The organism is Pseudomonas jinjuensis, assembly GCF_900103845.1.
In the GTDB taxonomy this organism is placed as follows: domain Bacteria; phylum Pseudomonadota; class Gammaproteobacteria; order Pseudomonadales; family Pseudomonadaceae; genus Pseudomonas; species Pseudomonas jinjuensis.
The window spans coordinates 71,731-85,107 of the sequence record NZ_FNIJ01000008.1; the positions used below are offsets into that span (position 1 = coordinate 71,731).

General features: G+C 69.3%; 10 protein-coding genes. 6 read left to right on the forward strand and 4 right to left on the reverse strand.

Translation table 11 applies throughout. The features are described 5' to 3' along the window. Position 1 precedes the first annotated feature (1 nt). The 6 genes from BLR75_RS13005 to dnaE2 all read left to right on the forward strand — a co-directional run bounded on the left by BLR75_RS13005 (position 2) and on the right by dnaE2 (position 10,359). Positions 2 to 1,639: a cation acetate symporter gene (locus BLR75_RS13005; RefSeq protein WP_084309783.1), complete on the forward strand. Its 1,638-nt coding sequence runs from the start codon at positions 2 to 4 to the stop codon at positions 1,637 to 1,639. Between the two features lie 23 nt (positions 1,640 to 1,662). Further along, positions 1,663 to 2,901 carry an OprD family porin gene (locus BLR75_RS13010; RefSeq protein WP_084309707.1) on the forward strand — a complete coding sequence of 413 codons (1,239 nt, stop codon included), beginning with the start codon at positions 1,663 to 1,665 and terminating at the stop codon, positions 2,899 to 2,901. 57 nt (positions 2,902 to 2,958) lie between these two features. Beyond that, entirely contained in the window at positions 2,959 to 5,013 is a 2,055-nt protein-coding gene (gene paaZ, locus BLR75_RS13015) for a phenylacetic acid degradation bifunctional protein PaaZ (protein ID WP_084309706.1), read from the forward strand. A gap of 249 nt (positions 5,014 to 5,262) precedes the next feature. Next, positions 5,263 to 5,880 (forward strand): translesion DNA synthesis-associated protein ImuA, encoded by a 618-nt coding sequence (gene imuA, locus BLR75_RS13020; RefSeq protein WP_084309705.1) that lies wholly within the window; start codon positions 5,263 to 5,265, stop codon positions 5,878 to 5,880. 7 nt (positions 5,881 to 5,887) lie between these two features. After that, positions 5,888 to 7,297 carry a Y-family DNA polymerase gene (locus BLR75_RS13025; RefSeq protein WP_084309704.1) on the forward strand — a complete coding sequence of 470 codons (1,410 nt, stop codon included), beginning with the start codon at positions 5,888 to 5,890 and terminating at the stop codon, positions 7,295 to 7,297. Then, complete coding sequence (gene dnaE2, locus BLR75_RS13030) at positions 7,294 to 10,359, forward strand: error-prone DNA polymerase (protein ID WP_084309703.1); 3,066 nt, start codon at positions 7,294 to 7,296, stop codon at positions 10,357 to 10,359. The genes BLR75_RS13025 and dnaE2 overlap by 4 nt, the downstream gene beginning before the upstream one ends. A gap of 1 nt (position 10,360) precedes the next feature. Here the strand turns inward: dnaE2 and BLR75_RS13035 are convergent, their stop codons facing one another. Genes BLR75_RS13035 through BLR75_RS13050 form a run of 4 tightly spaced genes read right to left on the reverse strand, consistent with a single transcriptional unit; the run spans position 10,361 to position 13,375 of the window. Beyond that, entirely contained in the window at positions 10,361 to 11,128 is a 768-nt protein-coding gene (locus BLR75_RS13035) for an ABC transporter ATP-binding protein (protein ID WP_084309702.1), read from the reverse strand. Then, positions 11,129 to 11,860 (reverse strand): ABC transporter permease, encoded by a 732-nt coding sequence (locus tag BLR75_RS13040; protein ID WP_084309701.1) that lies wholly within the window; start codon positions 11,858 to 11,860, stop codon positions 11,129 to 11,131. It lies immediately after the preceding gene. Then, on the reverse strand, positions 11,857 to 12,546 hold the full coding sequence (locus tag BLR75_RS13045) for an ABC transporter permease (protein ID WP_084309700.1): 690 nt from the start codon (positions 12,544 to 12,546) through the stop codon (positions 11,857 to 11,859). Before BLR75_RS13045 ends, BLR75_RS13040 begins: the two co-directional genes overlap by 4 nt. Before the next feature lie 46 nt (positions 12,547 to 12,592). Next, positions 12,593 to 13,375, reverse strand: a complete 783-nt coding sequence (locus BLR75_RS13050; protein ID WP_084309699.1) for an ABC transporter substrate-binding protein — start codon at positions 13,373 to 13,375, stop codon at positions 12,593 to 12,595. Positions 13,376 to 13,377 lie beyond the last annotated feature (2 nt).

The following is a 13,377-nucleotide window of genomic DNA, read 5'->3' on the forward strand; positions in this document are numbered from 1 at the left end:
GCTGTCCCGTCTCCTCCTGCTGCTGGGCGGCCTCTCCGTCGCCGACCTGGCCCTGGCCGCCGACGCCGCGCGCCCGCTCAACTGGCATGCCATCGGCATGTTCATGCTGTTCGTCCTGTTCACCCTCGGCATCACCCGCTGGGCCGCCCTGCGCACCCGCTCGACCGCCGACTTCTACACCGCCGGCGGCGGCCTGACCGGCTTCCAGAACGGCCTGGCGATCGCCGGCGACATGGTCTCCGCGGCGTCCTTCCTCGGCATCTCGGCGATGATGTTCATGAGCGGCTACGACGGCCTGCTCTACGCCCTCGGCGTGCTCGCCGGCTGGCCGATCATCCTGTTCCTGATCGCCGAACGCCTGCGCAACCTCGGCAAGTACACCTTCGCCGACGTGGTGTCCTACCGCCTGGAGCAGAAGCCGATCCGCATCACCGCCGCCTTCGGCACCCTCACCGTGTCGCTGATGTACCTGGTGGCGCAGATGGTCGGCGCCGGCAAGCTGATCGAGCTGCTGTTCGGCATGAGCTACCTCAACGCGGTGCTGCTGGTGGGCGTGCTGATGGTCTGCTACGTGACCTTCGGCGGCATGCTGGCGACCACCTGGGTGCAGATCATCAAGGCGATCCTGCTGCTGTCGGGCTCCACCTTCATGGCCTTCATGGTGCTCAGGCACTTCGGTTTCAGCACCGAGGCGATGTTCGCCAGCGCCGCCGCCGTGCACGCCAAGGGCACCGGGATCATGGCGCCGGGCGGACTGCTGTCGAACCCGGTGGACGCCATCTCCCTCGGCATCGGCATGATGTTCGGCACCGCCGGCCTGCCGCACATCCTGATGCGCTTCTTCACCGTCGGCAGCGCGAAGGAGGCGCGCAAGAGCGTGTTCTACGCCACCGGTTTCATCGGCTACTTCTACCTGCTGCTGATCGTCATCGGCTTCGGCGCCATCGTCATGGTCGGCACCAATCCGGAGTTCCGCGACGCGGCCGGCGCCATCATCGGCGGCGGCAACATGGTGGCGGTGCACCTGTCCCATGCGGTGGGCGGCAGCCTGTTCCTCGGCTTCATCTCGGCGGTGGCCTTCGCCACCATCCTCGCAGTGGTGGCCGGCCTGGCGCTGTCCGGCGCCTCGGCGATCTCCCATGACCTGTACGCCTGCGTGATCCGCAAGGGCCAGGCCAGCGAGCGCGAGGAGATGCGCATCTCGCGCCTCGCCACCCTCGGCATCGGCGTGCTGGCGATCATCCTCGGCCTGCTGTTCGAGTCGCAGAACATCGCCTTCCTCTCCGGGCTGGTGCTGGCCATCGCCGCCTCGGTCAACTTCCCGGTGCTGTTCCTCTCGATGTTCTGGAAGAGCCTGACCACCCGCGGCGCGGTCGCCGGCAGCGTGGCCGGGCTGCTTTCCGCCATCGTCCTGCTGGTGCTGAGCCCGGCGGTGTGGGTGAACGTGCTGCACCACGAGCAGGCGCTGTTCCCCTACTCCAACCCGGCGCTGTTCTCCATGAGCCTGGCCTTCCTCGGCGCCTGGCTGTTCTCGGTGACCGACGCCTCGGCCCGCGCCACGGAAGAACGCGGGCGCTACATGGCGCAGTTCATCCGCTCCATGACCGGCATCGGCGCAGCCGCCGCCAGCCGCCACTGATCACGATCCGGAATACAACAACAATGACTCGGAATCGCCTCACCACGCCGCTGCTCGCGGCCCTCGCCCTGCCCATGGCCCTCCCGGCCATGGCGGGCGGTTTCATCGAAGACAGCAAGGCCAGCCTGGAGCTGCGCAATTTCTACCTGAACCGCGACTTCCGCCAGGACGGCGCGGCGCAATCGAAGGCCGAGGAATGGGGCCAGGGCTTCACCGCCCGCTTCGAATCGGGCTTCACCGAAGGCAGCGTCGGCGTCGGCCTCGACGCCATCGGCGAACTCGGGATCAAGCTGGACTCCAGCCGCGACCGTCGCGGCACCGGCCTGCTGCCGTTCGGCCCCACCAGCAGGGAGCCGGTGGACGACTTCAGCGAGCTGGGCCTGACCGGCAAGCTGCGCGCCTCGAAGAGCGTGCTGCGGGTCGGCACCCTGCAACCGCTGCTGCCGGTCGCCACCTACAACGACACCCGCCTGCTGTCCTCGACCTTCAGCGGCGGCATGCTGACCTCCCGGGAAATCTCCGGCCTGACGCTCAACGGCGGGCGCATCAGCGAAACCAACCTGCGCGACTCCTCGGGCAACGACGACATCGGCTTCGGCGCGGCGCAGAGCGATCACTTCGACTTCGCCGGTGGCAGCTACGCGATCAGCCCGCAGCTGAGCCTGAGCTACTACTACGGCAAGCTGGAAGACATCTACCGCCAGCAGTACGCCGGCCTGGTGCACAGCCTGCCGCTCGGTGGCGGCTTCAACCTGCGCAGCGACATCCGCTACTTCGACAGTCGCGGCGACGGCGAGGAGCGCGCCGGGCGCATCGACAACCGCAACTTCAACGGCATGCTCAGCCTGAGCCGCGGCGCCCACAAGGTCAGCGCGGCCTGGCAGCGCCTGTCCGGCGACAGCGCCTTCCCCTTCCTCAACGGCGGCGACCCCTACGTGGTCAACCTGGTGACCTTCAACACCTTCACCCGCGCCGACGAGGACTCCTGGCAGCTGCGCTACGACTACGACTTCGCCGCCCTCGGCATTCCCGGCCTGACCTTCATGACCCGCTACGTCGACGGCAGCCACGTGAAGACCGCCAGCGTCGACGACGGCGAGGAATGGGAACGCGACACCGACATCGCCTACGTGGTGCAAGGCGGCCCGCTGAAGGGCGTGAGCCTGCGCTGGCGCAACCTGACGTTCCGCTCCGGCAACGGACTGGATACGGCAATCGACGAAAACCGCCTGATCATCGGCTACACCCTGGCCCTCTGGTAAGGCAACCCGGCCGGGCCCGCGCGGTGCCCGGCCGTATAGAATCCTGGAGAACCCGTGATGAGTACCACCCCCACCCTGCAGAGCTTCATCGCCGGCCGCTGGATCGGCAGCCACGGCGCCCAGACCCTGCGCAGCGCCATCAACGGCCTGCCGGTCGCCCTCACCCACGAGGACTCCATCGACTTCGCCGAAGCCATGGCCCACGCCCGCACGCAAGGCATCGCCCAGCTGATGGCGCTGGACTTCCAGCAGCGCGCCGCGCGCCTCAAGGCCCTCGGCAAGTTCCTCCTCGAACGCAAGGAACAGCTCTACGCGCTGTCCCTGCACAGCGGCGCCACCCGTGGCGACAGCTGGATCGACATCGAGGGCGGCGCCGGCACCCTGTTCGCCTACGCCAGCGTCGGCTCCCGCGAGCTGCCGTCGGGCAACGTCGTCCATGAAGGCCCGGCCATTCCGCTGGGCAAGCAGGGCCGCTTCGCCGGCACGCACATCCTGGTGCCGCGCGGTGGCGTTGCAGTCCACATCAACGCCTTCAACTTCCCGATCTGGGGGATGCTGGAGAAGTTCGCGCCGAGCTTCCTCGCCGGCATGCCGTGCATCGTCAAACCCGCCACCGCCACCAGCTATCTCACTGAAGCCGCCGTGCGCCTGATGTACGAATCCGGCCTGCTTCCGGAAGGCAGCCTGCAACTGGTGATCGGCAGCACCGGCGACCTGCTCGACCGCCTGCAGGGCCAGGACGTGGTGACCTTCACCGGCTCGGCCGACACCGCCGCCAGGCTGCGGGTGAACGCCAACCTGGTGCGCAATTCGATTCCGTTCAATGCCGAGGCCGACTCGCTGAACTGCGCCATCCTCGCCCCCGACGTGACCCCGGACGACGAGGAGTTCGACCTGTTCGTCAAGGAAGTCGCCCGCGAGATGACGGTCAAGACCGGGCAGAAATGCACCGCGATCCGCCGCGCCATCGTCCCCGCGAAACACATCGACGCCGTCGCCGAGCGCCTGCGCGAGCGGCTGGCGAAAGTGGTGGTCGGCGATCCGTCGGTGGAAGGCGTGCGCATGGGCGCCCTCGCCTCCCACGCCCAGCAGGCCGACGTCGCCGAGCGCCTGGAACTGCTGCTGCAGAGCAGCGACCTGCTGTTCGGCGCGAAGGATGGCTTCGCCCCGCGCGGCGACGGTGTGGCCGAGGGCGCGTTCTTCGCCCCGACCCTGCTGCGCGCCCGCGACCCGCATGCCGAAGGCGGCGCCCACGATATCGAGGCGTTCGGCCCGGTGAGCACGCTGATGGCCTACGACGACATCGACGAAGCCATCGCCCTGGCCGCCCGTGGCAAGGGCAGCCTGGTTTCCACCCTGGTGACGAAAGATCCCATGGTCGCCGCCCGCGTGGTGCCGGCCGCAGCCGCCTGGCACGGCCGCGTGCACATCCTCGACGCCGAAGCCGCGCCGGAATCCACCGGCCACGGCTCGCCGCTGCCGCAACTCAAGCACGGCGGCCCCGGCCGCGCCGGCGGCGGCGAGGAGCTGGGCGGCCTGCGCGCGGTCAAGCACTACCTGCAGCGCACCGCCGTCCAGGGCTCGCCGAGCATGCTGATGGCGGTCACCGACGAATACGTGCGCGGCGCCAGGGTCTACGAGACCGAAGTGCATCCGTTCCGCCGCCACTTCGAGGACCTCAGGATCGGTGAATCGCTGCTGACCCACCGCCGCACCGTGACCGAGGCCGACATCGTCAACTTCGGCTGCCTGTCGGGCGACCACTTCTACATGCACTTCGACGAGATCGCCGCGCGCGACTCGCAGTTCGGCAAGCGCATCGCCCACGGCTACTTCGTGCTGTCGGCCGCCGCCGGCCTGTTCGTCTCCCCCGGCGTCGGCCCGGTGCTGGCCAACTACGGCCTGGACACCCTGCGCTTCATCACCCCGGTGGGCATAGGCGACACCATCCAGGCGCGCCTGACCTGCAAGCGCAAGATCGACCAGGGCAAGGTCAGCCCGAAAGGCGAGCCCCAGGGCGTGGTGGCCTGGGATGTGGAAGTGACCAACCAGAACGGCGAACTGGTGGCGAGCTACGACATCCTGACGCTGGTGGTGAAGCGGGAGGGGTGATCCCTCCCGCGCCACGCGGGACCACGATGATCCCTGTAGGAACGGGCCATGCCCGCGACATTCCGGCACCACCGATGCTTCGCGGGCATGGCCCGCTCCTACAGCGAAGCTTTGCCCTGCTTGTTCGCGAGCAAGCTCGCTCCTACAGGTCTGTTGACCACCCTCCTCCCAAGGTGAAAAACTGTATATCCATACAGCAATCTTCACCTCCCCCATGGCCAACCCCCACACCACCGCAGGTCCTTCCTGATGGGCGCCGTCATCGCCCTTGATGCGCTGCTCGACCAGCGCCGCATCTGGAAGGCCCAGCACAACGCTCCGCTGCCCGGTTCCCAGCCCACCGGGCATGCCGGGCTGGATGCCGTGCTGCCCAGCGGTGGCTGGCCGGAGGCGGCGCTCAGCGAGATCCTCCTGCCCCATGAAGGCGTCGGCGAACTGCAGCTGCTCTGGCCGACCCTCGCCCGCCTGAGCGCAGCCGGTGAGCAGGTGGTGCTGGTGGCGCCGCCGCATGTGCCCTACCCCCACGCCTGGCAGGCCGCCGGGGTCGACCTGCGCCAGCTGATGCTGGTCGAGGCGGACGGCCGCGACGCCCTCTGGGCCGCCGAACAGTGCCTGCGCTCGGGCAGTTGCGGCGCCGTGCTGTGCTGGCCCCGGCAGGCTGACGACCGCGCCCTGCGCCGCCTGCAGGTGGCCGCCGAGACCGGGCAGACCCTGGCCTTCGCCCATCGGCCGCTGCGCGAGGCGGTGAACCCCTCGCCGGCGGCGCTGCGCCTGGCGCTGGAGGCCAGGCCGCGCCAGCTGCGCGTGCTGAAATGCCGTGGCGGGCTGGCGCCGGCGCAGCCCATTCCCGCGTCCGCCTGGAGCTGAGGCCGCCATGCTCTGGGCCTGCATCCTCCTACCGCAGCTGGCGCTGGACGGCGTGCTGCGCAACCGGTCCGACGCCGATGCGCCGCTGGCCCTGCTCGCCGGCCCGCCGCAGAAGCGCGTGCTGCAGGCGGTCAACCCGGCCGCCCGCGCCCTCGGCCTGAAACCCGGGCAATCGCTGCTGGCCGCCCAGGCGCTGTGCCGCGACTTCGCCACCGCCGAGCATGATCCGGCGGAGATCGAGCGCTGGCAGAACTTCCTCGCCGCCTGGGCCTACGGCTTCAGCTCGCAGGTCAGCCTGCACTACCCACGCGCGCTGCTGCTGGAGGTGCAATCCAGCTTCGGCCTGTTCGGTCCCTGGCCGCGTTTCGAGGCGCGTCTGCGCGAGGAATTGAGCGGACTCGGCTTCCACCACCGCATCACCGCCGCGCCCAATCCGGCCGCCGCCCGCGTGCTGGCCAACGCCCACGACGGACTGGCGGTGAACGATCCCGCCGAGTTGCGCGACATCCTTGGCCGCCTGCCGCTGGAGCGCAGCGGCCTGCCCCGCGAGACCGCCAGCGCCTTCGCCCGCATGGGCGTGCGCAGCCTGCGCCAGTTGTTCGCCCTGCCCCGCGCCAGCCTGGCCCGGCGCTTCCCGGCGGAGCTGCTGCAGCATGTGGACAGCCTGCTCGGCCAGCGCGCGCTGGCGCTGGATTTCTACCGGCCACCGGACGAATTCGATTCGCGCATCGAGCTGAATTTCGAGGTCGAGTCGCACCAGGCGCTGCTGTTCCCGCTGCGCCGCCTCACCGCCGACCTGTCCGCCTATCTCGCCGGGCGCGACAGCGGCGTGCAGCGCTTCAGCCTGCTGCTGGAGCATCGCCAGGGCGCCACCCGGCTGGACGTCGGCCTGCTCGGCGCCGAACGCGAGGCGGCGATGCTCTTCGAGCTGACCCGCGGCCGCCTGGAGCAACTGCAACTGGACGCCCCGGTACAGGCCCTGCGCCTGGTCGCCCGCGACCTGCCGGCCTTCGTCCCCGAGCATCGCCAGTTGTTCGACGAACGCCCGCAGCAGTCGCTGTCCTGGGAACAGCTGCGCGAACGCCTGCGCGCGCGGCTTGGCGACGAGGCGGTGCACGGCATCCGCGCCGTCGCCGATCACCGTCCGGAATGCGCCTGGCAGAACGGCGATGCCGGCAAGGTCGTCCCGCCGCCACAGGCGCCACGCCCCGGTTGGCTGCTGGCCGACCCCACAGCATTGCGCGAAGCCAATCTGCGCATCCTCGCCGGTCCCGAGCGCATCGAGTCCGGCTGGTGGGACGGCGGCGACGTTCGCCGCGATTACTACCTGATCGAAACCCGCGATGGCCGCCACGGCTGGGCCTATCGCACGGTGGGCACGGAGGGGCCGCTGCTGCTGCACGGCTGGTTCGCATGAGCGCCGACTACGCCGAGCTGCACTGCCTGTCCAACTTCAGCTTCCAGCGTGGCGCCTCCAGCGCCGAGGAACTGTTCGAACGCGCCGCCCGCCTCGGCTACCGCAAACTGGCGATCACCGACGAATGCAGCCTGGCCGGCATCGTCCGCGCCTGGCAGGCGGCGAAGGCCAGCGGGGTGGCGCTGATCGTCGGCAGCGAAGTGCAGGTCGAGGCCGGCCCCAAGCTGGTCCTGCTGGTGGAAAACCTAACCGGCTACCAGAACCTCTGCCGCCTCATCACCCAGGCCCGCCGCCGCGCCGACAAGGGCAGCTACCGCCTGCTGCGCGCCGATCTCGACCAGCCGCTGGACGGCCTGCTCGCCCTCTGGCTGCCGCAGCGGGATGGCGACGCCGCCTGGCTGCGCGAACGCTTCCCGGATCGCCTGTGGCTGGGCGTGGAACTGCATCGCAGCGCGGACGACGCCGGCCGTCTCGCACAGTTGCTCGCCCTCGCCGAACGCCAGGGCATCCCGGCGGTGGCCTGCGGCGACGTGCACATGCACGCCCGCGGCCGCCGCGCCCTGCAGGACTGCATGACCGCCATCCGCCAGCACTGCCCGGTAGCCGAGGCCGGCGCATACCTGTTCCCCAACGGCGAACGCCACCTGCGCCCGCGCGAGGCATTGGCCGAGATCTACCCGGCCGAGCTGCTGGCGGAAACCCTGCGCATCGCCCAGCGCTGCACCTTCGATCTCAAGGAGCTGCGCTACCAGTACCCGCGCGAACTGGTCCCGGACGGACATACGCCGACCAGCTGGCTGCGCGAGCTGACCGAAGAAGGCATCCGCGAACGCTGGCCCGACGGCCCCACGGCGAAGGTGCGCGACGCCATCGAGAAGGAACTCGGACTGATCGCCGAACTGGGCTACGAAAGCTACTTCCTCACCGTCCAGGACATCGTCCGTTTCGCCCGCGAGCAGCACATCCTCTGCCAGGGGCGCGGCTCGGCGGCCAACTCGGCGGTGTGCTTCGCCCTCGGCATCACCGAACTCGATCCGGACCATATCGACCTGCTGTTCGAGCGCTTCATCTCGAAGGAACGCAACGAGCCGCCGGACATCGACGTCGACTTCGAGCACGAGCGCCGCGAGGAAGTCATCCAGTACGTGTTCCGCCGCTACGGCCGCCACCGCGCCGCGCTCACCGCTGTGGTCAGCACCTACCACGGCGCCGGCGCGGTACGCGACGTGGCCCGCGCGCTCGGCCTGCCGCCGGAGCAGATCGACGTCCTGGCACGCTGCTGCGGCCGCTGGAGCAGCAGCGCGCCGCCGCTGGAGCGGCTGCGCGAAGCCGGCTTCGATCCGGACAGCCCGATCCTGCGCCGGGTGCTGGCGCTCACCGGCGAACTGATCGGCTTTCCGCGCCACCTGTCGCAGCATCCCGGCGGCTTCGTCATCTCCGAGCAGCCGCTGGACAGCCTGGTGCCGGTGGAAAACGCGACCATGGCGGAGCGCACCGTGATCCAGTGGGACAAGGACGACCTCGATGCGGTCGGCCTGCTCAAGGTGGACATCCTCGCCCTCGGCATGCTCAGCGCGCTGCGCCGCTGCTTCGACCTGCTGGCGGCCTATCGCGGCAAGCGCTGGAGCCTCGCCAGCCTGCCGGCGGAAGACCCGGCGACCTACGCGATGATCAGCCGCGCCGACACCATCGGCGTGTTCCAGATCGAGTCGCGGGCGCAGATGGCCATGCTGCCGCGCCTGAAACCGAAGGAGTTCTACGACCTGGTGATCCAGGTCGCCATCGTCCGCCCCGGGCCGATCCAGGGCGACATGGTGCATCCCTACCTGCGCCGGCGGAACGGGGAGGAACCCATCGAATACGCCGCCGACGAACTGATCCCGGTGTTCAGGCGCACCCTCGGCGTACCGCTGTTCCAGGAACAGGTGATGCAGCTGGCGATCATCGCGGGCGAGTACACCCCCGGCGAGGCCGATCACCTGCGCCGCTCGATGGCCGCCTGGAAACGCCATGGCGGGCTGGAAGCGCATCGCCAGCGGCTGACCGGGCGCATGCTCGAACGGGGTTATACGAAGGAGTTCACCGAACGGATCTTCCGCCAGATCGAGGGTTTCGGCAGCTACGGCTTCCCCGAGTCCCACGCCGCCAGCTTCGCCCTGCTCACCTACGCCAGCTGCTGGCTGAAATGCCACGAGCCGGCGGCCTACGCCTGCGCGCTGATCAACAGCTGGCCGATGGGCTTCTACAGCCCCGACCAGATACTCCAGGACGCGCGCCGCCATGGCATCGAAGTGCGCCCGGTGGACGTGCGCCACAGCGACTGGGATTGCGGCCTGGAAGACGGCGGCCGCGAGCAGCCGGCGATCCGCCTGGGGCTGCGGATGATCCGCGGCTTCCGCGAGGAGGATGCGCGGCGCATCTCGGCGAGCCGCGGGCAGCGGATGTTCACCGATGTCGGCGACCTGGCCCTGCGCGCCGACCTCGACAGTCGCGCCCGCGAACTGCTGGCCGACGCCGGCGCCCTGCGTGGCCTCGCCGGGCACCGGCACAAGGCGCGCTGGGCGGTGGCCGGGGTGGAAGCGCAGATGCCGCTGTTCGCCGGACAATCGACGGAGGAAGCAGAGGTGTCGCTGCCGCTACCGACCCGCGGCGAGGACCTGCTGACCGACTACGCCGTCCTCGGCACCACCCTCGGTCCGCATCCCATGAAGCTGCTGCGCGGCGCGCTGAAGGCACGCCGTTGCCGCAGCTCCAGGGAACTGGCGGCGCTGGAACACGGCCGCCCGGTGCGCGTCGCCGGCCTGGTGGTCGGCCGCCAGCGTCCGCAGACCGCCAGCGGTGTGACCTTCATCACCCTGGAAGACGAGTTCGGCATGCTCAACGTGGTGGTCTGGCACGACCTCGCCGAGCGCCAGCGGCAGCCGTTCCTGGAAGCGCGGCTGATGCAGGTGGACGGCACGCTGGAGTCGGAGAGCGGCGTGCGCCATGTGATCGCCGGACGGCTGCTCGACCTGGGCGAACTGCTCGACGGGCTGGACGTGCGCAGCCGGGATTTCCACTGAGTCACTTCAGGGCATTGGCGAGGAATTGCCTCAGCCGCTCGCTGCGTGGCGAATCGAACAGTGCCTGCGGCGGCCCCTCCTCCTCGACCCGCCCCTGGTGCAGGAACATCACGTGGCTGGAAACCTGCCGCGCGAAGCCCATCTCATGGGTGACCACCAGCATGGTCCGGCCCTCTTCCGCGAGCTGCTGCATCACGCGCAGCACTTCGCCGACCAGTTCGGGGTCCAGCGCCGAGGTCGGCTCGTCGAACAGCATCACCTCCGGCTCCATCGCCAGCGCCCGGGCGATGGCGACGCGCTGCTGCTGGCCGCCGGAGAGATGCGCCGGATACTGCTGCTCGACCTTGCCCGGCAACCCCACCTTGTCCAGGTAGCGGCGCGCCCGCGCCAGCGCTTCGCCGCGGGGGACGCCGAGGACGCCGATCGGGCAGGCGATGAGGTTGTCCAGCACGGTCATGTGGCTCCACAGGTTGAAGTGCTGGAACACCATCGACAGCCGGCTGCGCATCCGCTGCAACTGCCGGGGATCGGCCACGCGCAGGGCGCCGCTGGCGTCGCGCCGGGTGCGCAGCTCTTCGGCGTTCACCAGGATGCGCCCGGCACAGGGCTGTTCCAGGTAGTTGATGCAGCGCAGGAAGGTGCTCTTCCCCGAACCGGAGGAACCGATGATGGAAATCACGTCCCCCGCCCGCGCCTTGAGCGAGACCCCCTTGAGCACCTCGTGGCTGCCGTACTTCTTGTGCATGTCCTCGACCATCAACTTGTACATTCAGGCTTCTCCGGAAGATCGGTGAACTTGCGGTTTCAGGTAGGCGAGCCAGCGCAGCTCGCCCTTGCGGAACAGCCAGACCAGCAGGAACGCGGTGGCGGCATACAGGGCGCCGGCGATGCCGAACGCCCAGAACGGCGAGTAGGTCGCGGAGCTGGCGTCGCGGGCGACCTTCAGCAGGTCGGGCACGGTGGCGGTGAAGGCGACCGAGGTCGAGTGCAGCACCAGGATCACTTCGTTGCTGAAGCCGGGAAGCGCCCGGCGCAGGGCCGAGGGCAGCACGATGCGCCGGTAGATGTCGAGGCGGCTCATGCCGAACGCCCTGGCGGCCTCCACCTCGCCGCTGGCGGTACCCCGGATCGCGCCGGCGAGTATCTCCGTCATGTAGGCGCAGGTATTCAGGGAAAAGGCGAGAATCGTGCAGTTCAGGCCATCGCGGAAGAAGGCGTTGAGGAAGTCCTGGCCGCGCACCAGCTCCAGGCTGTAGATGCCCGTGTAGCACAGCAGCAGTTGCAGGTAGAGCGGCGTGCCGCGCAGCAGCCAGGTGTACAGCCACACCGGCCCGCGCAGCAGCGGATTGTCGCTGACCCGGGCGATCGCCAGCGGCAGCGCCAGGGCGAAGCCGATGCAGACCGACAGGACCAGCAGCCACAGGGTCATGGCCAGGCCGGAGAGGTGCAGGCCGTCGTTCCACAGGTAGGCCTGCCAGTATTCGCCGAGAATGCCGCTCATGACGCCGCCCTCCCGACGCCCGCCGAGCAGCGCCGCTCCAGCCAGGCCAGGACGAGCTGCGAAAGGCTGGTGATGAGCAGGTACACCGCGCCGCCCACCAGGGTGAAGTAGAAGAACTGCATCGAGCCCTTGCCGGCATCCTGGGTGGCCTTCACCACATCGCCCAGGCCGATGATCGAGACCAGCGCGGTGGACTTCAGCAGCACCAGCCAGTTGTTGCCCATGCCCGGCAGCGCGTGGCGCAGCATCTGCGGCAGGAGCACCTTGCGCAGCGCCTGCCATGGGCTCATGCCGTAGGCCTGCGCGGCCTCCAGCTGCCCGCGCGGCACCGCCTGGAAGGCGCCGCGGAAGGTCTCGGTGAAGTAGGCGCCGTAGATGAAGGACAGGGTGACGACGCCGGCGAGGAAGGGATCGATATCGACCTGTCCGACGCCCAGCCAGTCGGTGAGCGCATTGAGCTGCATCTGCAGGCTGAAGAACAGCATCAGCATGATGACCAGGTCGGGCACGCTGCGGATGGCGGTGGTGTAGAAACCGGCGGCGCCCTGCAGCGCCCGCCGCCCGGACAGCTTGCACAAGGCGCCGCAGATGCCGATGACGACCGCCGCGAGCAGCGCCAGCACGGCCAGCTCCAGCGTGACGAGGGCGCCTTGGAGAATCTGCGGCCCGAAACCCTGCAGGAACATTTTCACTCTCCCGATTCTTGTCGTTGTCGGAGTGCCAGGTCGGCGCCTATTGGCCGCCGTGGAGATCGAAGTCGAAGTACTTGCGGTTGATCCGCGCGTAGGTGCCGTTGGCGAGGATTTCCGCCAGCGCCCGGTTGAGGTCCGCGCGCAGCTCCGCGTCTTCCTTGCGCAGCCCGATGGCATCGCCGACGCCGAAGTAGTCCGGATCGTTCAGCGGCTCGCCGGCGAACTCGAAGTCCTTGCCTTCGACGCGCGAGAGGAACCCGTGGCTGGCCTGGACCGCGCCCTGCAGCGAGGCATCCAGCCGGCCGACCACGAGGTCGGCGTAGACCTGGTCCTGGCTCTGGTAGGAGACGACATCCACGCCCTGCGGCGCCCAGTGAGTCCTGGCGTAGGACTCCTGCGCGGAGCCCTGTTCCACGCCGACGCGCCGGCCCTTCAGCGCCCCGGCCGTCGGCAGCAGGCCGGAACCGCGCCGGGCCAGCAGCCGCGCCGGCGCGTTGGAAACCTTGTCGGTGAAGGCGATCTGCTGCATGCGCCGGGGCGTGACCGTCATCGACGAGGCGATGGCATCGAACTTCCGCGCCAGCAGCCCCGGAATCATCCCGTCCCAGCTGCTTTCCACCCACACGCAGCGGGCGCGCAGCTGTTCGCAGAGTGCCTCGGCGATGTCCACGCCGAAGCCGGTCAGCTGGCCGTCGCGGGTCTTGTACTCCAGCGGCGGATAGCTGGGATCGACGCCGAGGCGCAGGGTTTTCCCGGACCAGTCCGCAGCGCTGGCGGAAGCGGCGACGAAGGCGAGGGATAGGGCGGCGAGGATTGTTTTCATTG

Coding starts and splice junctions, on each gene's coding strand:
- BLR75_RS13010 (WP_084309707.1), top strand. CDS start 1,663: ATGACTCGGAATCGCCTCACCACGCCGCTGCTCGCGGCCCTCGCCCTG.
- paaZ (WP_084309706.1), top strand. CDS start 2,959: ATGAGTACCACCCCCACCCTGCAGAGCTTCATCGCCGGCCGCTGGATC.
- imuA (WP_084309705.1), top strand. CDS start 5,263: ATGGGCGCCGTCATCGCCCTTGATGCGCTGCTCGACCAGCGCCGCATC.
- BLR75_RS13025 (WP_084309704.1), top strand. CDS start 5,888: ATGCTCTGGGCCTGCATCCTCCTACCGCAGCTGGCGCTGGACGGCGTG.
- dnaE2 (WP_084309703.1), top strand. CDS start 7,294: ATGAGCGCCGACTACGCCGAGCTGCACTGCCTGTCCAACTTCAGCTTC.
- BLR75_RS13035 (WP_084309702.1), bottom strand. CDS start 11,128: ATGTACAAGTTGATGGTCGAGGACATGCACAAGAAGTACGGCAGCCAC.
- BLR75_RS13040 (WP_084309701.1), bottom strand. CDS start 11,860: ATGAGCGGCATTCTCGGCGAATACTGGCAGGCCTACCTGTGGAACGAC.
- BLR75_RS13045 (WP_084309700.1), bottom strand. CDS start 12,546: ATGTTCCTGCAGGGTTTCGGGCCGCAGATTCTCCAAGGCGCCCTCGTC.
- BLR75_RS13050 (WP_084309699.1), bottom strand. CDS start 13,375: ATGAAAACAATCCTCGCCGCCCTATCCCTCGCCTTCGTCGCCGCTTCC.